Here is a 25,505-nt window from a genome sequence, read left to right as displayed (position 1 = left end):
AGTAGGTCATCGTCAGGCACTTATTTAACAAAGAACCCAGCCAATCGGCTGGGTTTTTTGTTTGCGCGGAAGAAAAAAACACTTCCTAGCCCCTATAACAAAGCGGCTACCTCCCGAAGCATGCACCGCACGTCACACTCGAATCACCGCACCGTCATTCCCGAGCCACTACGCCGTCATTCCCGAGTGGGGTTATCGGAAATCGACCTTGACCTTGGCCTGCAGCAGCCCGAAACCCCAGCCCAACATGGATTCCCGCTAAGGGCCTGCGGGAATGACGAGGGTGGCGCGGAGGTATAAAGCGGCCACCTCCCGAAGCGTGCACCGCACGTCATGCTCAAGTCGCCACACGTCATTCCTGAGCCATTGCACCGTCATTCCCGAGCGGGGTTATCGGGAATCCACCTTGACCTTGACCTGTAGCAGCCCGAAATCCCAGGTCAACATGGATTCCCGCTAAGGGCCTGCGGGAATGACGAGGGTGGCGCGGAGGTATAAAGCGGCCACCTCCCGAAGCGTGCACCGCACGTCATGCTCAAGTCGCCACACGTCATTCCTGAGCCATTGCACCGTCATTCCCGAGCGGGGTTATCGGGAATCCACCTTGACCTTGACCTGTAGCAGCCCGAAATCCCAGCCCAACATGGATTCCCGCTAAGGGCCTGCGGGAATGACGAGGGTGGCGCGGAGAAGTGCATAGAACTTCCTTAAAGCAACCGTTTTAATAAATTAAATAACAGGGAGTTACTGGTCCTTGGTGGCGGAAATGCTGCCTAGCAACTAGTATGAGCGGGTACCTATCATTCAAGCAGCATCTCAGGAGGAGAAGCGATATGAGTACCCCGTTGATGAAGAAGCTTGCGGTTGCGCTACTGATGGCCATGATGATGGGCGGCCTAGCTGCCTGTGATAATCAGGGCCCTGCTGAAGAAGCAGGTGAAAATATTGATGAGAGCATGGAAGATGCGGGCGAAAGCCTAGAAGAGATGGGCGAGAATATCGAAGAGTCTGCTAAGGAGTAAGCGAGCGCCTCTTCACCGTGTATTGATACGTATCGATATAAAAACAGCCGCTAAGAAGCGGCTGTTTTGCGTTCTAAGGCAGTCATGCTAACTGATCAGGGGCTATGAACCCGGATTTTGCTCAATACCCTGTAGGTACCAGGGCGCTTGATCGCGCAAACTGCGAGTCAGGTGCCATGTTTCGTTGAACTCGGTTTGCTCGCCGTTCTCTTCCAAAATGCCGTGGAAAATAACGCTGGCTTCGGCATAGCCATCGTACTCATTGATATCGCCTAGTTCAGCAAACAGACGTACCACCTCGGTACGATTATTGGCAGGCTGCTCGGCACGCTCTTTACGTAGCAAGTTGTAAAATTCTGGCGTTACATACTCTTGAATCTGGGGCAGATCATTATTGTCCCAGGCACGTTGCAGCGTCATAAAGTGCTCTTTGGCACCGCCCAAAAAGCGCTCTTTATCGAACCAAGCAGGCGTGCTCTGTAAGCTGCTCGCCAAACTGCCAGGTGCTGCGGTGAAGCTGCTCGGTGTGTGCTGAGTCTCCTGGTGTTCACGCTGATAGCCTGCCACCGTGGCTGATGCTGGGCGTCGCTGTCGCATAAAGGCACGGAAAGCGAAGATTGCTAAGGCAACAATTCCAGCCATTAGCAATATGTCCATAAGGCGTAGCTCATCAAAGGCGCCGCCGAAGAAGAGGGCTGCTAGTAAACCTCCGGCCAGCAGGCCTCCCACCATGCCGCCCATACCACCACGACGAGCGGCAGTAGCTTGGCCTTGTTGCTGAGTGCTCTGAGCTTGTTGTTGTGCCGGAGTGCTGGCGGGCTTATCCGCCGAGCGAGAAACACTACCCATACTGCTACCACCGCCTAAGCGTCGTGCTTCGGCATAATCAACGGCGGCACTTATGCCTATAACGCTGACCAGGAACATGGCAAAAAACTGTCGTAACATTCTGATTCTCCATGAGAGATGCAGTAATTAAGGTTATCCACCTCGGGAGAGGCGTGTAGGAAATAAGCAGTGACAAGTTTACCGTGTAAGTGGGGAAACGGGTTAAGGTGTTGTTGTGTATAACGACAAAAAGAGGGTGAAAACGTGCGCTTACATCAAGCTCAAAGTTTGTTACTAATTGTCGACTTTCAAGCGGGACTTTTGCCCGTGATTGATGGAGGCCAATCAGCGATTGAAGAGGCTGCCTGGTTGGCTGGTGTTGCTAATGCAGTAAAAGTACCTGTTTGGCTAACGGAACAGTATCCAGAGAGGCTCGGTGGTACTGCCCCTGAGTTATTAAATGCACTAGGCGATCATCGCATTTGGCAAAAGCATCATTTCAGCGCAATGGAAGAGGCTGAGTTTGCTGAAACGCTTGCAGAACAGGGGTGCAAACAAGTGATTATTTGCGGCACTGAAGCTCATATCTGCGTTTTGCAAAGCGCGCTTGGCTTGTTAGAGGCGGGGTATCAAGTGTTTTGGCTGAGCGAAGCGACGGCGAGCCGTCGCAGTGATGAGGCCCGCCTTGCTCGGGAGCGCGCTTGTGCTAACGGAGCGGTGGCGGTGACAGCAGACATGGTTGCCTATGAATGGCTATATCGCTGTGATACGCCACTGTTCAAAGATGTCCACCAACGCTTTCTAAAGCCGCGCTCGCCGCGCGCTGTGACTTTTTTCTAATGAGCGCGTTCATTGACGAGCATTTTCGTTACGGGTGAACACTAAGGTGTCACCTTGAGAGGCCGCAGGATCAAACCGATACCCAGCCACGTCAAAAGCAGTGAGTTGCTCGGGATCGTTGATTTGTTGCTGGATAATCCATGCACTCATCAAGCCGCGGGCTTTTTTTGCATAAAAACTAATGATTTTGAACGAGCCGTTTTTCTCGTCTTTGAAAACGGGGGTGATGACTCGAGCGGCTAGCTTCTTCGTATCGATCGCCTTGAAGTATTCGTTAGATGCAAGGTTGACCAGTACGTTTGAGCCACTTTCTTCAATGGCGCTATTAAGAGCTTGCGTTAACGTTGGTTTCCAATAGGCGTAAAGGTCCTTGCCAGCGTCATTGGGCAGTTTGGTGCCCATCTCCAGCCGGTAGGCCTGGATCAGATCCAGCGGACGTAGCAAGCCGTATAGCCCCGATAGAATACGCAGATGGTGCTGGGCAAAAAGATTGTCGTCATCGCTAAAGGTGTTGGCTTCCAACCCTGTGTAGACATCTCCTTGGAAAGCCTGAACCGCTGGCTTGGCATTATCCAAGGTGAACGGTGGTTGCCAGTCAGCGAAGCGGGCAGCGTTAAGGCCCGCCAATTTATCGCTGATGCCCATTAGATCGCTGAGTTGTTGTGGTGAATAATCGCGCAGAATCTCAATTAATGGTTGGCTATGGTCGAGAAAGTTGGGCTGAGTGACTTTATCGGTTGTTGAGGGTGTTTCAAAGTCTAGCGTTTTGGCGGGGGAAATAACGCTCAGCATGGCGTGCTCCTTATGCCGTGACAGAAAAGAGGAAGAAGTAACTGATGCGATTATACCAAGCCTCGGCGATGGCCGAGGCTATCGGTTTGATAGTGAAAACGTGATTAGGGGCAGGGGTTAGGCATCCTACGATGGATGTCGTCGATTGCGGTGAGCACTTCTTCATCCAGCTTAAGGCTCTCGCTGTCGAGGTTGCTTTCAAGCTGATCCATCGTGGTGGCGCCAATAATATTGCTGGTCAGGAAGCGACGAGAGTTCACAAATGCCAGCGCCATTTGGGCAGGATCCAAGTCATGCTCCCTGGCCAGTTGAACGTACGCCTGTGTTGCCGCTTCTGCTTCTGGCGAGGTATAGCGTTTAAACCGCTCATAGAGCGTCAAGCGCCCTTTCGGCGGCTGTGCACCATCAAGGTACTTACCCGACAGCACACCAAAGCCCAGCGGCGAGTAAGCGAGTAAGCCCACGTCTTCACGGTGAGCTATCTCAGCGAGACCGACTTCAAACGAACGGTTAAGCAAGTTATAGGGATTTTGAATAGACGCTACCCGTGGCAGCCCCAACTGCTCAGATAACTGCAGCATGCGCATAACTCCCCACGGCGTTTCATTAGAAAGGCCTATGGCGCGTACTTTTCCGGCATCAACAAGTTCTTTTAGTGCTGACAGTGTTTCTTCTAGCGGTGTTGCGTCTTCTTGCTCTTCATGGGCATAACCCAGTTGGCCAAAAAAGTTGGTTTTGCGATCTGGCCAGTGCAATTGATAGAGATCGATATAGTCAGTGTTGAGCCGTGCAAGGCTGGTTTCAACAGCCTGATGTAGATGGTCACGAGTCATTCTTGGACCACCACGAATATGGTCTAAGCCAGGGCCTGCGGCTTTGGTGGCAATAATGACATCGTCTCTGGCACTACGGGCTTTCAGCCAACTGCCAATATAAGACTCTGTAAGCCCTTGCGTTTCAGCCTTTGGTGGAACCGGATACATTTCAGCGGTGTCAATAAAGTTGATGCCAAAAGCGACTGCGCGATCAAGCTGCTCGTGGGCTTCTGCTTCACTATTTTGTTCGCCGAAGGTCATGGTGCCTAAACAAAGTCGGCTGACCTCCATCCCGGTTCTACCCAGTGGGCGCGTTTGCATTATCGTCTCCTCAATGAAGCGAAATTGCCTCAGGATATTCGGTGATAAACGCCGCTAATAACGGCGCGTGACAGGCATGTTAGCGAGGCGCTACAAAAGCAGCAAATCAATAGGGTTGAGTAAGCGCAAAGGCAGGCGTATGCTTGCCAGCCCATCGACCAGCCTAGCGCTGGTTAATCGTATGGTTAGCGGTCAAATCGCAGGAACGATGGCTAGCCGAAGATCTCAACAGATAGGCAGGGTGGTTTGCCATGCCGCAGGCATCAACTTTGTTTACCCGGTTAGAGTTTCGCCTAGCCGAACAGCTGTTTCATACTCGCTGGTTATTGCCGCGTTCGCCGCGTACCCAACGTTTGACGATGCGCTTGTTTAAACGCTGTGCAGAAGCGGGGCATCCGGACGCGCAGTCGATCTACGGTCACATGCTGTTTCATCGCAGCCTGTCACCGCAGGATAAGGCGCGTGGCGCGCGTTATGTGTTAGAGGCGGCTCAGGCTGGTGATATAAGATCACAGTATCAAGCAGCGCAAATTCATGAGCATGGCTGTGTTCAGTACCCGCGGCGCGAGGATTACGCGGTGACGTGGTATGCCCGAGCTGCCCAATCAGGCCATTATTTGGCCGCAGAGCGACTAGCGCGCGCCTATCGGTTAGGTGAGCTAGGCTTGGCAGTAGACGGCGAGCAAGCAGCCTATTGGCAACGCTTGGCTGATCGTCAGTCAACGACGGAAATGGCGGCAGCCTAGAAGATAAGTCAGTGGTTTGGCCGCTGAGATCAGTGAATGAGGAAATCAGTGTCCGAGACGCTACCGACAGTGCTAGATATTGAAGCGTCCGGATTTGGGCGCGGCAGCTATCCTATTGAAGTTGGCATTGCTCGTGCCGACGGTAGCTGCTGCGCGTTTCTCATTCAGCCGTTGGAGGAGTGGACGCATTGGGACTCCAAAGCTGAACTTTTACACGGAATTTCCCGAGCTCGCTTACAGCGAGAAGGCCACCCTGTGCGCCAAGTGGCACAGTGGTTAAACGACGAACTGCGTGACATAGGCAAAGCCTATAGTGATAGTTGGGGATACGATAACACCTGGCTATCGCTGCTGTTTCACCATGCGGGAATGCTGCCGCGCTTTCGTTTAGAAGCATTACGGATTTTGCTCAGCGAAGAGCAGCAAGCATTGTGGAGTAACACAAAGGAAGCTGTCATCGCTGAACGTGGTATACACCGTCATCGCGCGGGCGAAGATGCTCGTCTGTTACAGCTCACTTATCAGCGTACCTTTATGCTAACTGAAGGCACTAAGCGCTGATGCTGGGAGCGTTCTTAGACGGGTCTTAAGTACTGGTTTTAAACGCTGCCCTTAAGTACTTGCCTTTACTATATCTCTTTAATACAGCCGGTTTACGCTGAATCAAGCTGTGTTTCTAATGCAGCCAGTAGTTGGTTGGGCGTGGGCGCATCCATCAACATATCGCGTGTTGTTTGGGCCAAAAAGCCGTGGCTGACGGTGCTATCCAAAAAGGTAAGCAGTGGAGCATAAAAGCCATCGGTGTCGAGTAGACCCATGGGTTTTTCGTGAAGCCCTAAATAGCCCCAGGTCCAGATTTCAAACAGCTCTTCAAAGGTGCCTATGCCGCCAGGCAGGGCAATAAAAGCGTCAGCATTGGCGGCCATAGTCGCTTTGCGTTCGTGCATATTTGGCACGCGTATAAGCTCAGTCAAGCCAAAGTGTGCCTGCTCGCGCTCAACAAGGTGATCTGGCATCACGCCAATCACTTTGCCGCCTGCATCCAGCGTCGCATTGGCGAGTGCCCCCATTAAACCAATACGTGCACCGCCATAAACAAGCGTGTGCCCGCGGTCGGCAATGGCGGTGCCAAGCGTGTTGGCGGCTTGGCGAAAAGCAGGGGTGTTCCCTTCACGCGAGCCGAGGTATACACAAATTCGTGCCATGGTAAGCGTCCTTATGACAGATCAGCTGCTTATAAATGAGCGGTGAGTTATCAAGCCATGAATGTGCCGTTAGCTTAGGCAGCTCTGAACGTTATAGTGTTCATCCATCCATTGCCCGATCACGTTATTACCACATAAATGGTGGGCATACTGAGTGTGCAGGCAGCGTACCTGTTGCCAGTTGCTAATGCCGCCCACGCCACGTTCGGTGAGAACATCGCTATAGCCAAGCTTAGCGACTTCATCGCGTTGGGCATCACTCATATACGCCCAGCGTGCTTTAACGTAATCGTGATGGCTTTGTTGGTAAGCATCTAGAAATTCAGGTTCTTCCTGAAGGCGTTGTTCCAGCGACTTAATGACACCCACGGCTTCAATCCGTGAGATCTCAATTTTGAGCAGATCGGAGCATAGCCAGTAAAGGGTGGGAAACGGTTTGCCATCGACAATCGGCGCCATACGCAGCACAAGCGGAGTGCCGTGGGCATCGGTAGCCGCAACGGCTTCAATACCGCGGGGAGGACGCCCGAGCTGTTGAGTGATAATAGCTAGCTGGCGCTCATTGGGAACTTGGTCGGTACGAATTACCATTACGTGGGTATCTCACTGTCGGTCATCTTGAATAAACTTATTTGAGCGGCCAACAGCACGGAAGAAGCAGCGGTTCAACTGCTCGGGAGACGCCACATAGCACCATGTCCGCTCGCAGTACTCTGCGGCCCGCGCCATTAACACATCGTAAAGCCGATTGAACGGGGCATCATAATCGTAAGGATCTGCGCCGAACAAGCGGATATGCGGGTAGTCTGCAAAGCGCTCCATAAAATAGCGCTCAAGGTCGGCTTCAACGGCGCGGTGCTGCGCCGTATTATCCGGATCGATCCAAAGATTATAACGGATTGCCATGGGGATCTCCCAGCGCCCCGCCGAACGGAGGGGAGTGAATTAAGCCGGCGTTGGCGCGCTGTGTAAGTGTGCGGATAGCGCATCACGCAAATCACCTTCAATAGGTACCGCACGCTTTTCTTGATGGTCGTATTGCACCAGTATGGTATGCCCCACATTAGTCAGCGTGCCATGTTGGCGCGCCTCCTGAGTCACTGTAAACGAGCTGGTACCTAAACGTGTCAAATAGGTACGTAATTCGATGTCGTGGCCGTAGAACAGTTCAGCACGGTAATCGACTTCCATCCGCGCCATAATCAAACGCCACTGTTTAGGGTTGAGGTCTGGCGTAAATAGTTTGAATAAGTCGTTACGTGCCAACTCAAACCAAGCTGGCAGACGGGTATTGTTAATATGGCCTAGCGCATCGGTGTCGTAAAAAGCTGGCTCAATCATACGGGTGAACATCAGGTCATCCTTATTGGTTATTAGCAATTCAGGTTAACCAGAATTACCCCTAGCGAGCGCTTGGTCAAGTGGCGCGACGTTGATACCAGGCGGAGAACTGCATCCAGCCAAGTAGCCACAGTGTGGCAGTTGCGAACCCCGCTAATGTTCCCCAGAAAAGACCTAACGTGCTGTAAGTCAAAGAAACGCATAGCGTATAACTCAGCAACGAGCCAAGCCCCATAGGGTAGTGTTTGATCACGGTTGCCGCTGGCGCGAACCCATAGTTTAGATGCAGAATGAGCAGAAAAGGCAGCATGGTGACTGGAAACGCCGCTAGTGTGCCCGCCCAAGCGGGTGGCAGCCAATGCGCGAGCCAGGTAATCACAAAAACGATGGCGGTGGCCAAGCATGCTCGCGCGGCAAGTGCGGGAAGCGAAAAGGCGCGACTGGCGGGACTTTTTACATCAGGAATACTGCGGAATAACAGGCTGAACACAGCGATAGCACAGAGTGTCAGCAGCGTGCCGCTAAGCCGCGTAAAATTGAATTGGGCAAGTACGGTGCTAACCGCGAACCACGCAATAAAACCGCCTGCTAAGCCGCCAGCGATGCCTTTGAATCCTGGTTGGCGACCTGCCACTAAATAGCCTGCGACTAACGCCATTGTTGCAGTGAAGCCTGCCAGTGTATGTACCGCGCTTTGAGTTGCAAACAGCGGGGAAATTTCTAAACCAATAAAAAACAGCGCTAACGCGGTTCCTAATGGGTAACCCGCCAGTAGCCCTGCTATACGAGGACTGGCACGCACCGCGATGGCACCAAGCCCGAGCACCATGCTAATCGAGAGGCCTAGTTTTGCCAGTTGCCAAGTGAGAGGAACCTCTATCATGCGGTGTTTTCCTTGCTGTTATCAAATCACAAAGTCGCGGGTGCGCAAGCGCGGTTAGTGACACACATCGTCAGTGGAAATTTTCGCTAGCTACACCAGACGTAGGCCTTGTTGGTCGCGCCAAGCAGCCTCTAAGGCATTTTCGAGCGGCACTTTTAAGTGGGACGGCAATGCATCATGGGCGGCGTGCAGCGAATCAAATGATCGGTTGCGCAGCCAGCAGTAAGCCCAGGCGCAGGCCTCCGCATCACTTTGTGGGGTGGGGCGGGCAGGCATTTGGTTGAGCAAAAATACTGCGGTGCGAGGTGCCCAGAGTGGTATCTCGCCATGCTCTTCGCGGCTCCACTGCTCAAGTGTGGCACCGCTTGGCGTCTCATCGGGGGTGCCTAGTTTGGCGACCCGTGCCGTTTCAGCCAAAATGAGTGCCAGTTGGTCAGTATCGGCTTGGCCAAGTGAACGCCATTGCCGCAACAACGCCGGTAGTCCCGCGCGCATCTTGGTATAAAAGTCATCTTGCGGCATGCTCAATAGTTACTCCCAAGAACATAAGTGAGATTAATTATGGCGTTTGATTTTTCCACGCCCGTCGAGCGACGCTCTCCAAAAGGGGATTATGCCTCGCAAAAATGGCATCGCTATGCTGCAAACGTACTGCCGTTGTGGGTGGCAGATATGGATTTTTGCTCACCGCCCGCCGTGATTGAGGCGCTACGTGCTCGGGTGGCGCACGGTGTCTATGGCTATGGTGAAGTGCCCGATACGTTAAGCGAAACCCTCTGCCAGTGGAGCGCCCACCATTACGATTGGCCTATTCAGCCCGATTGGCAACAGTGGTTGCCTGGGGTTGTGCCCGCGTTGCACTTTGCGGCGATGGCGCTCACCAAGCCAGGTGAAGGGGTTCTGACGATTGCCCCGATTTATCCACCTTTTCTGGCCGTTGCAGAGCGCACAGGACGGCTGGCCCAGCAAGCGATGTTAGCTGAGCCGGCGTCCCCTGGCGAGCCTTGGCAATTGGATATTGACGCGTTAGAAGCCGCGATAACGCCGCAAACCCGTCTGCTGCTGTGGTGCCACCCGCATAATCCAACAGGGCGTGTATGGAGTGACCAAGAGCTTACCAAGTTGGCCGCGGTCGTTGAGCGGCATGATTTATGGGTTGTCTCTGATGAGTTGCACTGCGATCTGCTGCTAAACGAGGGAGCCCAACATCGCCCCCTGGCTGCCATGTTCCCGGAACTGGCTAAACGAACGATCACGCTGTGGGCGCCGTCAAAAACGTTCAACCTTGCGGGGCTGACCAGTGCCTGTGCCGTTATTCCTGATGCTACGCTGCGTAAGCGCTTTGCTGAGGCCACAAAAGGCTTTTTGCCGGATGGCAATGTACTGGGGCTGGTTGCTGCTGAAGCGGCTTATCGCGAAGGTGAGCCCTGGCGTCAAGCGCTGTTAGCGGTACTGCGTGATCACCGCGCTACGCTGCAGGCACGGGTAGCGTTATGGCCGGGAGTGACCATGAGCGAGCCGGAATCTACTTACCTTGCGTGGCTGGATATGCGCGAGGCGGGACTAGGCGATTCGCCCGCCAAAGCATTACTGGAACGGGCGGGCGTGGCACTTTCTGATGGGGCTGCGTTTGGCTGCCCTGGGTTCGTGCGGCTTAATTTTGGTACTACCGCTTCGCAACTGGAAGCGGCATTAGCAAGAATGGATAAGCTGCTGAAAGCCTGATCAGTACTGGCCTGTAACTAATTAATACAGCAGGGCAAATAGCTTGCGCCGATAGGTCACGGTTAGCGGATGGTCGGCACCCAGAGCGTCGAATACTTGCAATAAGGTTTTACGGGCCGCGTCGTCGTTATAGGCGCGGTCATCCTTCATCAAACCAAGCAACCCCTCAAGGCCTGTTTCGTATTGGCCATCGGCAACATGGCGCAGTGCACGCTGGTACCGCGCTTCACTGTCGTTGCGATCACCCAGCGCGGCGACTTCTTCTACAGAAAGGGCCTGCTCGCTAAATTCGATACTGGCTCGCACACCGCGGGCAGGTGCCGCATCACGCTCTTCGGGGGGCAAGTTGTCGAGCACGCTGCGGGCATCATCTCCGCGCTTTTCAGCCACGAGTGCCCTTGCAAGGCCGATCTGGTAGGCGTAATGCTCTGGATACTGGCTAATCAAGGTTTGATAGATTTCGCGCGCGCCTGCTGCATCGCCCGCTGCTAATGCCTCTTCGGCTTGATCTTCTGGACTAGGCGGTGCATCACCTGGGGCTGGGAAGTAGCGGTTTAGCCACTCGCGCACTTCCTTTTCAGGTAATACGCCTTGGAAGCTATCGACCAAGCCGCCTTGGCTAACGAGCTTAACATCGGGGGCTGAGCGCACGCCTAACTGGCTAGCGATTTCCGGATTGGCTTCAATATCCAGCTTGCCAAGCAGGAAAGCACCCGCGTATTCGACAACTAACTTTTCCAACACCGATAGCAGAGCATTGCCACTGGCGTTTGAAGGTGAGTAGCAGCCCAGTAGCACTGGCACCTGCATCGATGCTTCGAGCACTTGCTGAATATTGCCAGCATTAAGCTCAATAATAACTTCTTCAGGTGTTACGGAAGGGCGAACTGTGCTCGCTTCTTCGTTGTCGATACTAGCGGGTTCCGTGGTCAACGGATTGCCGGTACGGGGGTCAATAATGGACATGGCTAAGCTCTGCATCGCTTGAAATGGATTACGTCATGATATGCAGGCAACCGGGTAAGGATTCAAGGAAACAGTGGTAAATAAAGTACCCATCACAAAAAGTGCTCCTCATGAATCGAAATCTGGGTCACTTGTCAGGCGTGTCGATAACGACCTCGACTGTTTCGTTTGCGACGTGTCGCTTAGTTTGCAAGATGGTTTTGTCGCTATTCGGCGTATTCGTGCCAAAATGCGACTTAAGAGTAATGCCACCCCGGCACGAGTGAGTGTTCACTGCAGTAATGGGAAACTAAGAAGCGCCAGCGCCACCTATACTAATAAAAAGAAAAACTGATGATCTAAAGGTGACGGAGGGTAAATCGATGACATCAGACAAAGCAAAAGACCTGACAGCAAATTTCCATCGTGCGGGCGAGCCGCAAACCCTTGGTTTTCTCCTGTTAGATAATTTCACGCTAATTTCCCTGGCTTCAGCCATTGATCCTTTGCGGATGGCCAATCAATTGGCCGGCCGTGAACTATACCGCTGGTATACCCTGACCCAAGATGGCTTGCCGGTACGTGCCAGTGATGGGTTGCAGGTAACGCCTGACGCCTCTATGCACACCCCCTTGTCGCTAGAGTGGGTCGTTGTGTGCGGAGGAGTGGGGCCTCAGCATAGTGTTACTCGTGAGCATGTGCGTTGGCTTCAGTCGCAGTCGCGTCAACTAAGACGTTTAGGCTCGGTATGTACGGGAAGCTGGGCGCTGGGTCAGGCAGGGCTGCTTGACCACTATGAGACCAGCATCCATTGGGAGTGCCTGGCCTCCATGCAGGAAGCTTTCCCGAACGTCATCCTGACGACCTTTCTGTTTTCGATTGACCGGGATCGATTCACGGCGTCTGGCGGCACAGCACCGCTCGATATGATGCTGAACCTGATTGCTCATGATCATGGACGCGAGCTGTCGGCAGGTATCTCCGAGATGTTTATCTATGAGCGTGTGCGTAATGAGCAGGATCAGCAGCGCGTTCCTCTTAAACACGTACTCGGTACTACCCAGCCTAAACTGTTGGAAATTGTCGCATTGATGGAATCCAACCTTGAGGAACCGATCGAACTCGATGAGCTCGCTCGTTATGTTAATGTTTCGCGTCGTCAGTTAGAGCGTCTGTTCCAACGCTATCTGCTCTGCTCGCCATCGCGTTATTATCTCAAGCTGCGCTTAGTGCGCGCTAGACAGCTGCTTAAGCAAACGCCTTTATCGATCATCGAGATTGCTTCCGTTTGTGGCTTCGTTTCTACGCCCCATTTTTCTAAGTGTTACCGTGAATACTTTGGCGTACCGCCAAGAAATGAGCGCCTCGGGGTGCACGATCGGCAAGGCAATAATCACGCCAAGTCGCCACCACTGATCAAACGGTGGGGGGGCGAACCCAATACCAATGAACCTTTCTCAAGCGCTCAGCAGGCGCTGGCGTGCGCTCAGGGAGAGCCTACCTTTGCCAGCGTGACGCTGTTGAAATGATATCTCCTACTTTCCTACGCAGCCAATGATGAGAGCGTGCTACCCAGCGTCGGGTAGCACGTTTTTTTATATCGATGCCACGCTGCTGCAACTATCAAAAGATCCCAAGTAGCTGTCGTGTTCACGACACAATGACGTTTTTGGAATTTCCGTCGTCGTTTCCAAGAGCAGCCCAACCCAACGTCAGCGCTATGCTCGCTACATAAATCAATGTTGGAGCTTAGCTATGACACCCTCAGAACTGCACGATGACGCTATCGTCATCGATGGCTTGATTATCGCCAAATGGAATCGTGAGCTGCTTGAGGACATGCGTCGGGGTGGTTTGACAGCTGCTAACTGCACTGTTTCGGTGTGGGAAGGGTTTCAGGCCACGGTCGATAATATCGTCAAGTCGAACCAACTGATGGCCGAGTGTAGCGACCTGGTACGCCCGGTACGCACCACCGCTGATATCACGCGTGCGAAAGAAGAGGGCAAGACAGGGATCATCTTTGGTTTCCAGAATGCGCATGCGTTTGAGGATCAAATCGGCTACGTAGAGATCTTCAAGCAGCTGGGCGTAGGCATCGTGCAGATGTGCTACAACACCCAGAATCTAGTGGGAACCGGCTGCTACGAGCGTGACGGCGGACTGTCTGGCTTTGGCCGTGAGATTGTCGCTGAGATGAACCGTGTTGGCATTATGTGCGATCTCTCTCATGTCGGTGCCAAGACCTCTGAAGAGGTGATTCTCGAATCCAAAAAGCCGGTCTGTTATTCCCACTGCCTGCCCTCCGGTCTCAAAGAGCACCCGCGCAACAAATCCGATCAAGAGCTTAAGTTCATTGCTGACCATGGCGGTTTCGTCGGTGTCACCATGTTCGCGCCTTTTCTCAAAAAGGGCATCGACTCCACCATCGAAGACTACTGCGAAGCGATCGAGTACGTCATGAATATCGTTGGTGAAGATGCTATCGGCATTGGCACTGATTTCACCCAAGGGCACGGTCAAGAGTTCTTCGAGTGGCTGACTCACGACAAGGGCTACGCCCGTCGTTTGACAGACTTTGGCAAGATCATTAATCCCAAAGGCATTCGCACCATCGGAGAGTTCCCCAATCTCACCGAGGCGCTCCTTAAGCGCGGCTTTAGTGAAACTCAGGTAAGGAAGGTCATGGGTGAGAACTGGGTGCGCGTCCTCAAGGATGTCTGGGGCGCCTAAACGCTTGCTCCATAAGATTGATAGGAGCGATGGGATAAGCCTGCTCCTTAGCCAAGAATAATGATGTAGAGGATGATACCCGTGACCAAACTGGCCCCCGCACTGCCTATCGAAGTCGATAGTGAAACCGGCGTCTGGACGACTGATGCGCTGCCGATGCTCTATGTACCACGGCACTTTTTTATCAACAACCATGTGGCCGTCGAAGAGGCGCTAGGTGCTGAAAAGTACGCTGAAATCCTCTATCACGCTGGCTATAAGAGCGCCTGGCACTGGTGTGAGAAAGAAGCTGAGTGCCATGGCCTCGAAGGTGAAGCCGTTTTTGAGCACTACATGCTGCGTCTCTCTCAGCGTGGCTGGGGCCACTTCATCACCGAACAGATTGATCTTGACGCTGGCACGGCTCAGGTGCGGCTAGAACATAGCGCCTTCGTTTACCAACTGGGTAAGGTTGGGCGCAAGGTCGAGTACATGTTCACTGGCTGGTTTGCTGGGGCCATGAATCAAATTCTCGCTGCACGGGGTAGTACGCTGCGCACCGTTGCTGAGCAGACTCAGAGCGCTGCCGAACCCGGCTGTGATGTCGGCGTCTTCGCTGTCAAACCGCTGCCCGATGCTGCCCACTAACCCTGGGTACGAGGAGAGATAACCATGGCATTTGACGCAATCTTTGAGCCAATCGAGATCGGCAAGCTGACCATCCGCAACCGTGTGGTCAGTACCGCCCATGCCGAGGTGCATGCCACTGACGGTGGTATGACGACTGAGCGCTACGTCAGGTATTACGAAGAAAAATCCAAGGGTGGCTGTGGCCTGTGTATCTGCGGTGGCTCATCAGTGGTGTCCATTGATAGCCCCCAGGGTTGGTGGAGTTCGGTGAACCTTTCTACCGATCGCATCATTCCACACTTTCAGAATCTGGCGGACGCCGTGCACAAGCATGGCGGCAAGATCATGATCCAGATTACCCATATGGGACGTCGCTCACGCTGGGACGGCTTCGATTGGTCGACTCTGGTATCCCCCTCTGGTATCCGCGAGCCGGTGCACCGCTCTACCTGCAAGACCATCGAGGAGGAGGAGATCTGGCGCATCATCGGTGACTTCGCCCAGGCCGCGCGCCGGGCCAAGGAAGGCGGCCTCGACGGCGTCGAGCTGTCTGCCGTTCACCAGCACCTGATCGACCAGTTCTGGAGCCCGCGGGTCAACAAGCGCGAGGACCAGTGGGGCGGTAGTTTCGAAAATCGCATGCGCTTCGGCATGGAAGTACTCAAAGCGGTGCGCGCCGAAGTGGGCGATGACTTCGTGGTGGGTATGCGCATTTGTGGTGACGAATTCCACCCGGATGGCCTCTCACATGAAGACATGAAGCAGATCGCCGCTTATTACGATGCCACTAAAATGGTCGACTTTTTCGGCGTCATCGGCTCTGGCTGCGACACTCACAACACGCTCGCCAACGTTATCCCCAATATGTCTTATCCACCGGAGCCTTTTCTACATCTGGCGGCGGGGATCAAGGAAGTGGTGAATGTGCCGGTGATCCACGCCCAGAATATTAAAGATCCCAATCAGGCCCAGCGTATTCTCGAAGGGGGCTACGTGGATCTGGTGGGCATGACCCGGGCGCATATTGCTGACCCTCACCTGATTGCCAAGATCAAGATGGGGCAGATAGATCAGATTAAACAGTGCGTGGGGGCTAACTACTGCATCGACCGCCAATACCAGGGCCTGGATGTACTGTGTATTCAAAACGCTGCCACCTCGCGGGAATACATGGGCCTGCCGCATATCATTGAAAAGACCGAGGGCGTTAAGCGCAAAGTTGTGGTGGTTGGCGGTGGCCCCGGCGGTATGGAGGCAGCTCGCGTTGCTGCTGAGCGCGGTCATGATGTCACCCTGTTTGAGGCGGCTGATGCCCTGGGTGGGCAGATCACTATCGCTGCTCAGGCTCCGCAGCGCGACCAAATCGCCGGTATCACTCGTTGGTACCAGCTGGAATTGGCACGCCTGAAAGTCGACCTGCGATTAGGGGCTCGTGCCGATGAGGCAACCTTGCTTGATCTACGCCCCGATATCGTGGTGCTCGCCACCGGTGGCCAACCCTTCCTTAGCCAGCACCCCGAGTGGGGCTATTCGGAGAATGCTGAGGAGAGCCTGGTGGTCAGCACCTGGGATATTCTCTCAGGCAAGGTGGCACCCGGCAAAAACGTGCTGATTTATGACGCCATCTGCGAATTCTCCGGCGTCTCAGCGGCAGATTTTCTAGCTGATAAGGGCGCCAAGGTCGAGATCGTCACCGACGATATCAAGCCCGGCGCGGCGGTGGGCGGTACTACCTTCCCCACCTACTACCGCAGCCTGTACGAGAAAGAAGTGATCATGTCCTCTGACTTGATGCTGCATAAGGTCTACCGCGAGGGCGACGGCCTAGTGGCTGTGCTCGAAAATGAGTATACCGGTGCCTTGGAAGAGCGAGTGGTTGATCAGGTGGTCGTCGAAAACGGCGTGCGTCCTGACGAGGCGCTTTATTACGCCCTCAAAGAGCAGTCTCGCAACAAAGGGCAGGTGGATCTGGAGGCGCTCTATGCCATCCAGCCTCAGCCTAGCCTAAGTGAAGAAGGGGACGGCTTTTTACTCTTCCGCCTGGGCGACTGCACGGCACCGCGTAATACCCATGCGGCCATCTACGACGCCCTGCGAATCTGCAAGGACTTTTGACCTGAGCGAGAGCCGGGGCGCCGGTGGTAGACCGTAGCGAGGGTCATTTGCCATGGCCGTAAAACAGTTCCATACGTTTACGGCATTTCCGCCATCCATGGCGGTCAGATGGCAAATGTAGCGCCCAGGGATGGGTTTACAGCGCCCTCGCAGAGGTCTGCCGCCGGAGCAGCCCCGCCGCGAAAGATGAGGTGAGTACCATGCTCGAAACGCTCTTGCCGATACTGATTTTTACTGCTCTGGCCCTGGCAGTAATCGGCGCTGTACGCCGTATACGCCTTTGGCGTCAGGGGCGCCCCTCGCGGGTGAACCTACTCCAGGGGTTGATGGCCCTGCCGCGCCGCTATTTGGTGGATCTGCACCATGTCGTGGGGCGCGACAAAATGATCTCCAATACCCACGTAGCCACCGCCGGAGGCTTCGTGGCTGCCGCCGTGCTGATGATCCTGGTGCATGGTCTGGGTATCGCTAACCCATTGCTAGGCGGGTTGCTGTTACTGGCTAGCACCTCCATGTTCGTCGGTAGCCTCTTCGTAGCGCGTCGGCGGCTTAACCCTCCTGCACGGCTCTCCAAAGGCCCCTGGATGCGGCTGCCAAAGAGCCTGATGGCGTTTTCGATAGGCGTTTTCCTGATCACACTGCCCACAGTAGGTTTGTTGCCTGAAGGGTTAGTAGAAGGCAGCGGTAGCTGGCTTCTGGCGCTGGCGTTGGCGGGCGTTGTGGTTTGGGGTCTGGGCGAAATGTTCTTTGGCATGACCTGGGGCGGCCCAATGAAGCACGCCTTCGCTGGCGCCTTACATCTCGCCTTTCACCGTCGTGCTGAGCGCTTTGGTGGTGGCCGGTCAACGGGGCTCAAAGCACTGAACCTGGAAGATGAGACAGCGCCTCTGGGCGTGGAAAAGCCTGCTGACTTTACCTGGAATCAACTGCTGGGCTTCGATGCCTGCGTGCAGTGCGGCCGCTGCGAGGCGGTGTGCCCTGCGTTTGCTGCTGGCCAACCGCTCAATCCCAAAAAGCTGATTCAAGACATGGTGGTGGGTTTTGCCGGTGGTAGCGATGCTGGCTATGCCGGTTCTCCTTATCCTGGTAAGCCAGTGGGAGAGCACCAAGGCGCTCCCCATGCGCCTATCGTGGCGCCTGTTGTTATGAAAGAGGGAAAGGCGTTGGTTGACGCCGAGACTCTCTGGTCGTGCACGACCTGCCGTGCCTGTGTCGAGGAGTGCCCAATGATGATTGAGCACGTGGATGCGATTGTCGATATGCGCCGCCACCTGACCTTGGAGCGGGGTAAGACACCCAATAAAGGTGCTGAGGTGCTCGACAACCTGATTGCTACCGACAATCCCGGCGGTTTCGACCCAGGCTCACGGCTCAACTGGGCGGCGGATCTTAACCTACCGCTAATGGCTGACCTAAAGCAGGTTGATGTGCTGTTGTGGTTGGGGGATGGCGCCTTTGATATGCGTAACCAGCGAACCCTACGTGCCCTGGTTAAAGTACTGCGTGCTGCCGAAGTAGACTTCGCCGTGTTAGGTGCTGAAGAGCGCGACAGTGGTGATGTGGCAAGACGATTGGGCGATGAAGCGACGTTCCAGTCCCTGGCTAAGCGCAATATTGCCACCCTGGCCAAGTATCGCTTCCAGCAGATTGTCACCTGTGATCCGCATAGTTTTCATGTGCTGGGCAATGAGTATGGCGAGTTGGGTGGTGCCAACTACGAGGTGCGCCACCACAGTACCTTTATTGCTGAATTGTATGACGCCGGACGGCTGACCTTTGCTCCCTGGAAAGGTGGCAGCGTTACTTATCACGACCCATGTTACTTGGGACGCTATAACGGTGAATACGAAGCCCCGCGGCGAGTGCTTAAAGCGCTGGGCATCCAGGTGGCCGAGATGGAGCGCTCTGGGTTCCGTTCGCGCTGCTGTGGCGGCGGCGGTGGGGCGCCAATCACGGATATTCCTGGTGAGCGCCGAATTCCCGACATGCGCATGAATGACGTTAAAGAGAGCGGCGCCGAGCTAGTGGCGGTGGGCTGTCCACAGTGCACTGCCATGCTGGAAGGTGTGGTGGATGCCAGCGCTGAAGTGCGCGATATCGCCGAACTGGTAGCTGATGCCCTGGTAGAGCGCCCTGCTGACGATGTGTCTGGGGTATCCCGCCGAACCACTGCAGTGACGACTGCTGAAGAGGTGACCTTATGAGTGAGATTATTCGCCGCGATCCGCGTCGCGAGTGGATCGCCCGGAACCGTCTTCATCCAGACCACACCAGTGTGCTCGCCGCCCTTGGCGTAAACAGGGAAGGCGGCGGAGCAGCCAGTGAGTGGCTGGGTCCCAACGGCGTGGTGCGTAAGAATCCTCGCGCCATCGGTTTTATCGGCCCCAATGGCGTCAAACGGATTGATCGTAGCGGCCTCCAGCAAGGTGGACAGGCCGCCGCGACCACTACGGCGGCCCGTGATAGCCGCCGCAGGGTGATCATTGATCAGCCCGCCTTTCTGGTAGCAGTAGTACCCGACCTGACCGGTGGCCGCCTTTCAAGCCATGATAAGGATCTGTTGGGATTAGCCAGACGCGTGGCGGATGCCGATGCCGAACAGCCTGGCGCTGTGGTGGCGGTCTTATTCGGCGAGCATAAGGAAGAAGCGCTTGGTGAAGCCGGGATCGATCGCGTCGTGCATCTTGATGATGAACTTTACGCAGGGTTTGCTCCCGAGGCACGGCTGGCGGTGTTAAGTGCCGTCGAACGGGAGATGACGCCGCGTTTCTGGCTGTTGCCGGACTCCCCCCTAGGCGGAGCTGATCTGGGGCGGCGGCTTGCCTTACGCCTGGGTGAACGCGCTGCCACGGGGGTGTGGCAGGTGGAAGTTGATAATGAGGCCTCCTTGGGTTGGCGCTGCACTGCCCGTGGCGCCGCTGGAAGCCTGGATATCCAGCGCCCTCTGCCGCGGGTTGCCCTGGCACTGGCCGAGTGCGCTGAGCCGGTGGATGAGACGCGGCATGCGGCTGAGCGCCAGACCTTGGCGGCGCCTATTCCCACCACTCTATCGCGCATTGAAGACCTGGGGCAGGTGGCAGTGGATCCCGCTGGTGTGGCGCTGGCCGAGGCTGAGTTCATCCTCTCTGCTGGCAATGGTGTTAAACAGTGGGACGCCTTCCACCATGCTGCGAAAGTGCTCGGTGCTACCGAAGGGGCCTCGCGTGTCGCGGTGGATGACGGCTTTATGGCTCGTGATCGGCAGGTAGGTGCAACCGGAACCTGGGTAACCGCCCGCGTCTATATGGCGGTGGGTATTTCAGGCGCTATCCAGCACCTACAGGGCATTCAACGCTGCGACAAGGTGGTGGCCATCAATCTCGATCCGGGGTGCGACATGATCAAACGCGCAGACCTGGCGGTGATAGGCGACAGCACGCAAATTCTTGCTGCGTTAGTGGCGATGGTGGAACAGCAGCGAGGAGGGCAGCGCGATGCGGCCTGAACAACAGCAAAAACAACAAAAAACGGGTATCGACGTAGCGGTGCTGGTCTCCATAGGCCGTCACCCCACAACCGGTCGTGCGAGGCGCGCCGAGCAGGATGCACGGGGTCTGGAGCTTGCCCTAGCCATGGAAGCAGAACTGCCGGGTAGTCGGATTGACGTACTGCACGCTGGTTCTCAGGATGTCGACAGCGAGGCAGCTCTGCGCAGTTACTTAGGTATGGCCACAGGCGTTGGTATGGGGCTTGAGTCCATGACTTTGCTGGAGCAGCCTGAAGGCAGCGATGCTATTCTGCCGCTGGTGGAACATTTAGCCGCTACCTCACCTCAGCTAGTGATCACCGGTACCCGGGCCGAGCGCGGAGAAGGTTCTGGGCTTTTGCCCTATGCGTTGGCGGAGCATCTCGGTTGGCCGTTAGTGAATAGCTTGGCGTCCATAGAGACAGTGGAAAATGGTGTGGTAACGCTGCTTCAGGCGCTGCCGCGGGGACAGCGTCGCCGTCTCAAGGTGCGCTTGCCCGCCATCATCAGCGTGGATGAAGCAGCGCCGGCGGCGCGTCAGAGCGCCTTCGGCCCGGCTCGTCGAGCCACCCTCTCGGTGGCGCCCACTACCTCTGAAGCCGACAGTGAGTTGGCCCAGTGGCACTTGAGCCCCGCACGTAAACGGCCTAAGCGTCTGAAAATCATCAAAGCCGCCTCTGCAAGAGACCGCTTCAAGGCGGCGGCTTCCAAAGCCGAGGGCAAGGGCGGGCAAGTGCTTACCGACGTTACCCCTGAGCAGGGCGCCGAGGCGATCTACAAGTTGCTCAAGGAAGAGGACGTGCTGCGCTGAAGTCTTTTGATCACGGCATGTTAGCACTCTTAAAGCCCGCCCTTTATTGGCGGGCTTCTTGTTATCTATTATTTAATCTCTGAGTCTTTATTTTCGAAGCCTTTACGTTTTAAGTCTTTACGTTCTCTGTCGTTATCTTCTTCTATGTTGTTATGACCTATTTGCCAGCAAAGCCAGGGTAAAGCCGCAGGCGCTGTCTTTCTAGATGTAACCCCATCCAGGCGTGTAGTACTAGCACCGTGATGACGATGACCCCGCCCAATAGTGTTGATGCCGTTGGCGTCTCGCCTAATAGCCACCACACCCATAGTGTGCCCAATGCGGTTTCCACCAGGTAAAACAGTGCCACCTCGGTAGACGGCAGGTAACGGGTGGCGCTATTGATCAGCACCGTGGCCAGAGGCATCTGCACTAGCCCCATCAGTGCCAGCACGCCATAACGCTCGGCATCAAGCGCCAGCGGCGAGGCCATGGGCAGAGCAATTGCTGCTGAGAGCAGTCCGCCACCAGCAATCACCGTCATGGGGTCAATGGCGGGATAGCGGCGTAGCAAGGTCAGGTTACCGCCGATGGCCGCCGCAGCCGTTAAGGCATACAGGTTACCCGCCAGCATTCCCATGGCGCCTTCGCCCAAGAACACCAAACCCATACCCAGCATGCAGACGGCAATGGCTACCAAGGTTCTTAGCGGCACCTTTTCATGTAGGAAAACCCGTGAAAACAGTGCGGCAAACAGTGGCGCTGTGCTCAGTATTACTACCACGTTGGCCACATTGGCGTTCATTACTGCGAGGACGAAGAGGCTCGACATTAGACCCAGCAGCAGCGCTGAGGCGAGTGACGAAAACGGATGGCTTCTCAGTGCCCCTAATCGATTACCCACACAGCACAGGACTCCCAGCACGCAGAACATCAAGAAACCGCGCCAGAATACGATGGTCCAGCCATCGGTGTTAGCTAGGCGGATCAGCAGACCGTCGAAACTGAGGAACACCACGCCCAGTATCACCATGGCCAGACCGCGCTGGTAAGAATTTGACTGCATTGTCTTGGTTCCTGGTCGGTAAAAGAGAGCAACCGCCCGCTGGTTGGGCGGGCGGTTGCGGGGGAGATTACTTGGCGGTTTTGGGTATTGCGTTAAGTTGTTGCCACTCCTTATTAAGGCCTATGTAAAGGCTGACGCACATCATTAATAGTACCAGTGTGAAGGGCAGCCCCGTGGCTACCGCGCCTGCCTGAAGCGCACTGAGCGCGGTGCTACCGCCGCCATACAGCAGCACTCCAGCAATGACGCCTTCAAGTGCGGCCCAGAAAACACGCTGGCCCTTAGGTGCATCGGTTTTGCCACCGGCGGTGATGTTATCGATTACCAACGAGCCGGAGTCTGATGAAGTGATGAAGAAAACCAGCACCAGGATAATGGCTAGTGTTGACGTTATGCTGGTGAGAGGCAACTGTTCCAGCATATGGAACATGGCGAGTGAGACATCACCAATGCCGTTGGCCAGTTCGCCTAATGCCGTTAGTCGCCTGAAAAAGAGCTGTACCGCCGAAGGCGCTCATCCAAACCAGCGTGACTAGCGTTGGTACCAGCAGTACGGCAATTAGAAACTCCCGAACGGTACGTCCACGCGAGACGCGAGCGATAAACATGCCGACAAACGGAGACCAGGAGATCCACCACGCCCAGTAAAAGATGGTCCAGCCGTGGTACCAGGTGTCGTCCTCGCGTCCGATCCAGTTCGACAGCGGCAAAAGGTGGCTTACATAGTCTAGCGTTGTGGTGCCAATCCCTGTCAATATCATCAGGGTCGGGCCTGCTATCACAACGAATAGCAGCAGTATCGCCGCGATGATCATATTAATGTTTGAGAATAGCTTTACGCCACCGTCGATACCCCGCCATACCGAGAATAGTGCAATCACCGTGACCACTAGGATGATCGCCAGCTGAGTGCCAATAGTGTTGGGGATGCCGAACAGATAGGCGAGCCCACCTGCCGCTTGGGTAGCGCCAAAGCCAAGCGAGGTGGCGAGGCCGAAAATGGTGGCGAGTACGGCAAGAATATCGATGATATGACCTGCCCAGCCGCGGGTATGCTCACCTAGAAGTGGATAAAAGGCGGAGCGAAGCGTGAGTGGCAAGCCCTTATTATAGGCAAAGAACGCCAGCGAGAGTGCGACAACTGCGTAGATTGCCCACGGGTGCAGCCCCCAATGAAACATGGTCGCGCCCATGGCAGCACTAGCGCCTTCCGGCGTGCCTGCGGGGGCGTTGAGGGGCGTACCGTACCAGTCGGTGTAATAGGCCACTGGCTCAGCAACGCTCCAGAACATTAGGCCGATACCCATACCCGCCGCAAAAAGCATGGCGAACCAGGACGTGCGCGAGTACTCCGGCTTGGCATCGCTGCCGCCCAAACGAATTCGCCCGAGGGGCAAGCAGATCAGTACGAGGCAGAACACCACAAAGGTATTGCCTGCAATCATAAACAGCCAGTCAAAGTGTTCAATTGACCAGTTCTTGGCAAGCCCTAGGTGCGTGTTAGCGGCATCCGGGTAAACCAGTGCGTAAAGAATGAATAGCAGAATGGCGAGAGCAGAGAGTGGGAATACGGGGTTATGAAAATCTAACCCCATTATCTGAGTATTGTCCTGTCCGGGCGACAGGACAGGATCGTCATTGTTCTTCATTAGATGTCCTTGGTGGCTATTGTTAGATATCGGCTATGCGCCCGCATCGCCGACACAACGGATTGTTGGGCCTGTTTCAGGGTAAGAGTGTCGTGAAAGCGACCTCTAGCTATTCGTCTTGGCTAGGATGTCTTGAATAGATATGTGAGTGCCTTTGTGGGGTAAGTCCTTAGGCACGGAGGGGATAGGGTGGGAAAGCGCAATCCACCATCAAGCGCACAACAATAAACAACAGGAGCTAGCCATGAATGCAGCCAACCGCGGAGTGGTCTATAAAGGGCCGGGTGAAGTCGCCGTCGAATCTATTGCCTATCCTGAGCTCGCCATCGGTAATCGAAAGTGTGAGCACGGCGTCATTCTTAAAGTCGTCACCACCAATATCTGTGGCAGCGACCAGCATATGGTGCGCGGCCGCACCACTGCGCCATCCGGCTTGGTGCTGGGTCACGAAATCACTGGTTTGGTGGTCGAGTGTGGTCGCGACGTCGAGTTTATCCAGCCCGGCGATCTCGTCTCGGTGCCGTTTAATATTGCCTGCGGTCGCTGCCGTAACTGTAAAGAAGGCCGTACCGGCATCTGTCTAAATGTGAACCCCTCTCGTCCAGGGGCTGCTTACGGCTATGTCGATATGGGTGGCTGGGTGGGTGGCCAGACCGAATATGTCATGGTTCCCTACGCGGACTTTAATCTGCTGAAGTTCCCGGACACCGATCAAGCGATGGAGAAAATCAAAGATTTAACCCTGCTGTCCGATATCTTCCCCACCGGCTTCCACGGTTGCGTTACTGCTGGTGTCGGCCCCGGTAGCACTGTTTACATTGCCGGTGCTGGCCCTGTGGGTCTGGCGGCGGCAGTTTCTGCGCAGTTGCTTGGCGCGGCTTGTGTGATTGTCGGCGATATGGTCGAAGACCGTTTAGCTCAAGCGCGAAGCTTTGGCTGCGAGACCATTGACCTGACCCAGGACGGCGACATGGCCGACAAGATTGAGGTGATTCTCGGCGAGCGTGAAGTCGATGCCTTTGTCGATTGTGTTGGTTTCGAGGCCCACGCCTGCGGCTGCAACCATGGTAAAGAAGCACCTGCGACCGTGCTGAACTCGGCGATGTCGCTAACTCGCGCGGGCGGCCAAATCGGTATTCCTGGCCTGTATGTGACCGAAGACCCAGGTGCCGCTGATGATGCCGCTAAGCAGGGTGCTTTGAGCATGCGCTTTGGCCTCGGCTGGGCCAAATCCCACAGTTTTCATACCGGACAGTGCCCGGTAATGAAGTACCACCGCCCGCTGATGCAGGCTATTCTATTCGGTAAAGTTAAGATCGCCGATGCGGTAAATGTACAGATGATCACTCTGGATCAGGCGCCCCAAGGATATGCCGACTTCGATGGCGGAGCCGCCAAGAAATTTGTCATCGATCCCCACGGCAGCGTGCCTGCATAAGCCGGAAGTAATTGCCCGTCCGTAGAGGAGACGAGATAGATAGTTCGAGGTAGATAGTTCGGTATAGATAGTTCAAGATTGATAGTAAGACCCTAGACGGCACCCCGCGGGGTGCCGTCTTCGTTCATTCGGCATCA

At 55.1% G+C, this 25,505-nt stretch carries 25 protein-coding genes and 1 pseudogene; 14 read left to right on the top strand and 12 right to left on the bottom strand.

Annotated elements, in window-relative coordinates:
• Together INT19_RS19555 and INT19_RS17980 are read left to right on the top strand one after the other, a co-directional pair.
• Positions 1-300 (top strand): hypothetical protein (locus INT19_RS19555; RefSeq protein WP_226924713.1); only part of this gene is annotated, 300 nt, incomplete at its 5' end.
• Positions 301-833: 533 nt separating this feature from the next.
• Positions 834-1,022 carry a hypothetical protein gene (locus INT19_RS17980; protein WP_089039355.1) on the top strand — a complete coding sequence of 63 codons (189 nt, stop codon included), beginning with the start codon at positions 834-836 and terminating at the stop codon, positions 1,020-1,022.
• Positions 1,023-1,124: 102 nt separating this feature from the next.
• On the opposite strand, the gene INT19_RS17975 is transcribed toward INT19_RS17980, so the two are convergent.
• On the bottom strand, positions 1,125-1,970 hold the full coding sequence (locus tag INT19_RS17975) for a Tim44 domain-containing protein (protein ID WP_193061736.1): 846 nt from the start codon (positions 1,968-1,970) through the stop codon (positions 1,125-1,127).
• A gap of 144 nt (positions 1,971-2,114) precedes the next feature.
• Between INT19_RS17975 and INT19_RS17970 the strand changes: the two genes are divergently transcribed.
• On the top strand, positions 2,115-2,690 hold the full coding sequence (locus tag INT19_RS17970; RefSeq protein ID WP_193061735.1) for an isochorismatase family protein: 576 nt from the start codon (positions 2,115-2,117) through the stop codon (positions 2,688-2,690).
• Positions 2,691-2,699: 9 nt separating this feature from the next.
• On the opposite strand, the gene yaaA is transcribed toward INT19_RS17970, so the two are convergent.
• Together yaaA and INT19_RS17960 are read right to left on the bottom strand one after the other, a co-directional pair.
• Complete coding sequence (gene yaaA, locus INT19_RS17965) at positions 2,700-3,482, bottom strand: peroxide stress protein YaaA (RefSeq protein WP_193061734.1); 783 nt, start codon at positions 3,480-3,482, stop codon at positions 2,700-2,702.
• Between the two features lie 104 nt (positions 3,483-3,586).
• Entirely contained in the window at positions 3,587-4,618 is a 1,032-nt protein-coding gene (locus tag INT19_RS17960) for an NADP(H)-dependent aldo-keto reductase (protein WP_193061733.1), read from the bottom strand.
• A gap of 251 nt (positions 4,619-4,869) precedes the next feature.
• Between INT19_RS17960 and INT19_RS17955 the strand changes: the two genes are divergently transcribed.
• Both INT19_RS17955 and INT19_RS17950 read left to right on the top strand, forming a co-directional pair.
• Positions 4,870-5,364 (top strand): tetratricopeptide repeat protein, encoded by a 495-nt coding sequence (locus tag INT19_RS17955; protein WP_038480797.1) that lies wholly within the window; start codon positions 4,870-4,872, stop codon positions 5,362-5,364.
• 48 nt (positions 5,365-5,412) lie between these two features.
• On the top strand, positions 5,413-5,925 hold the full coding sequence (locus INT19_RS17950; RefSeq protein ID WP_193061732.1) for a hypothetical protein: 513 nt from the start codon (positions 5,413-5,415) through the stop codon (positions 5,923-5,925).
• Between the two features lie 92 nt (positions 5,926-6,017).
• On the opposite strand, the gene INT19_RS17945 is transcribed toward INT19_RS17950, so the two are convergent.
• The 6 genes from INT19_RS17945 to INT19_RS17920 all read right to left on the bottom strand — a co-directional run bounded on the left by INT19_RS17945 (position 6,018) and on the right by INT19_RS17920 (position 9,315).
• Positions 6,018-6,569 carry an LOG family protein gene (locus tag INT19_RS17945; RefSeq protein ID WP_038480803.1) on the bottom strand — a complete coding sequence of 184 codons (552 nt, stop codon included), beginning with the start codon at positions 6,567-6,569 and terminating at the stop codon, positions 6,018-6,020.
• Positions 6,570-6,638: 69 nt separating this feature from the next.
• Positions 6,639-7,160: a DUF501 domain-containing protein gene (locus tag INT19_RS17940; protein ID WP_193061731.1), complete on the bottom strand. Its 522-nt coding sequence runs from the start codon at positions 7,158-7,160 to the stop codon at positions 6,639-6,641.
• A 12-nt stretch (positions 7,161-7,172) separates the two neighbouring features.
• Entirely contained in the window at positions 7,173-7,475 is a 303-nt protein-coding gene (locus INT19_RS17935) for a hypothetical protein (protein ID WP_089039347.1), read from the bottom strand.
• Positions 7,476-7,514: 39 nt separating this feature from the next.
• A complete protein-coding gene (locus INT19_RS17930) occupies positions 7,515-7,922 on the bottom strand; it encodes an acyl-CoA thioesterase (RefSeq protein ID WP_038480812.1) in 408 nt (135 codons plus the stop codon).
• A 64-nt stretch (positions 7,923-7,986) separates the two neighbouring features.
• Positions 7,987-8,793, bottom strand: a complete 807-nt coding sequence (locus tag INT19_RS17925; protein ID WP_193061730.1) for a hypothetical protein — start codon at positions 8,791-8,793, stop codon at positions 7,987-7,989.
• 90 nt (positions 8,794-8,883) lie between these two features.
• On the bottom strand, positions 8,884-9,315 hold the full coding sequence (locus INT19_RS17920) for a hypothetical protein (RefSeq protein ID WP_193061740.1): 432 nt from the start codon (positions 9,313-9,315) through the stop codon (positions 8,884-8,886).
• A gap of 39 nt (positions 9,316-9,354) precedes the next feature.
• Here INT19_RS17920 and INT19_RS17915 point away from each other — a divergent pair, with 39 nt between their 5' ends.
• A complete protein-coding gene (locus tag INT19_RS17915; protein ID WP_193061729.1) occupies positions 9,355-10,518 on the top strand; it encodes a MalY/PatB family protein in 1,164 nt (387 codons plus the stop codon).
• 21 nt (positions 10,519-10,539) lie between these two features.
• Here the strand turns inward: INT19_RS17915 and INT19_RS17910 are convergent, their stop codons facing one another.
• Positions 10,540-11,484: a co-chaperone YbbN gene (locus INT19_RS17910; RefSeq protein WP_193061728.1), complete on the bottom strand. Its 945-nt coding sequence runs from the start codon at positions 11,482-11,484 to the stop codon at positions 10,540-10,542.
• Positions 11,485-11,846: 362 nt separating this feature from the next.
• On the opposite strand from INT19_RS17910, the gene gbdR reads away from it, so the two are divergent.
• From gbdR to etfB, 7 genes are all read left to right on the top strand, one after another.
• Positions 11,847-12,992, top strand: a complete 1,146-nt coding sequence (gene gbdR / locus INT19_RS17905) for a choline metabolism transcriptional regulator GbdR (protein WP_193061727.1) — start codon at positions 11,847-11,849, stop codon at positions 12,990-12,992.
• A 226-nt stretch (positions 12,993-13,218) separates the two neighbouring features.
• A complete protein-coding gene (locus INT19_RS17900) occupies positions 13,219-14,196 on the top strand; it encodes a dipeptidase (RefSeq protein WP_089039341.1) in 978 nt (325 codons plus the stop codon).
• Positions 14,197-14,277: 81 nt separating this feature from the next.
• Positions 14,278-14,823 carry a DUF5943 domain-containing protein gene (locus INT19_RS17895; RefSeq protein ID WP_193061726.1) on the top strand — a complete coding sequence of 182 codons (546 nt, stop codon included), beginning with the start codon at positions 14,278-14,280 and terminating at the stop codon, positions 14,821-14,823.
• Positions 14,824-14,847: 24 nt separating this feature from the next.
• Entirely contained in the window at positions 14,848-16,920 is a 2,073-nt protein-coding gene (gene dgcA / locus INT19_RS17890) for a dimethylglycine demethylation protein DgcA (protein WP_089039340.1), read from the top strand.
• Positions 16,921-17,120: 200 nt separating this feature from the next.
• Complete coding sequence (locus INT19_RS17885; protein WP_193061725.1) at positions 17,121-19,124, top strand: (Fe-S)-binding protein; 2,004 nt, start codon at positions 17,121-17,123, stop codon at positions 19,122-19,124.
• Positions 19,121-20,404 carry an electron transfer flavoprotein subunit alpha gene (gene etfA, locus INT19_RS17880; protein WP_193061724.1) on the top strand — a complete coding sequence of 428 codons (1,284 nt, stop codon included), beginning with the start codon at positions 19,121-19,123 and terminating at the stop codon, positions 20,402-20,404. The genes INT19_RS17885 and etfA overlap by 4 nt, the downstream gene beginning before the upstream one ends.
• Positions 20,394-21,236 (top strand): electron transfer flavoprotein subunit beta, encoded by an 843-nt coding sequence (etfB, locus tag INT19_RS17875; protein WP_193061723.1) that lies wholly within the window; start codon positions 20,394-20,396, stop codon positions 21,234-21,236. The genes etfA and etfB overlap by 11 nt, the downstream gene beginning before the upstream one ends.
• Before the next feature lie 157 nt (positions 21,237-21,393).
• Here etfB and INT19_RS17870 read toward each other — a convergent pair whose 3' ends face one another.
• Both INT19_RS17870 and INT19_RS17865 read right to left on the bottom strand, forming a co-directional pair.
• Positions 21,394-22,281, bottom strand: a complete 888-nt coding sequence (locus INT19_RS17870; protein ID WP_089039336.1) for a DMT family transporter — start codon at positions 22,279-22,281, stop codon at positions 21,394-21,396.
• A 67-nt stretch (positions 22,282-22,348) separates the two neighbouring features.
• A pseudogene (locus INT19_RS17865) lies at positions 22,349-23,930 on the bottom strand (BCCT family transporter).
• 244 nt (positions 23,931-24,174) lie between these two features.
• Between INT19_RS17865 and fdhA the strand changes: the two are divergent.
• Positions 24,175-25,368, top strand: coding sequence for a formaldehyde dehydrogenase, glutathione-independent (gene fdhA / locus INT19_RS17860; protein ID WP_009724036.1), 1,194 nt, complete (start codon positions 24,175-24,177; stop codon positions 25,366-25,368).
• Positions 25,369-25,505 lie beyond the last annotated feature (137 nt).

Source organism: Halomonas sp. 3A7M (genome assembly GCF_014897875.1).
In the GTDB taxonomy this organism is placed as follows: domain Bacteria; phylum Pseudomonadota; class Gammaproteobacteria; order Pseudomonadales; family Halomonadaceae; genus Vreelandella.
Note: the sequence above shows the minus strand (reverse complement) of the source record. Positions and strands in the feature narration are given on the sequence as shown.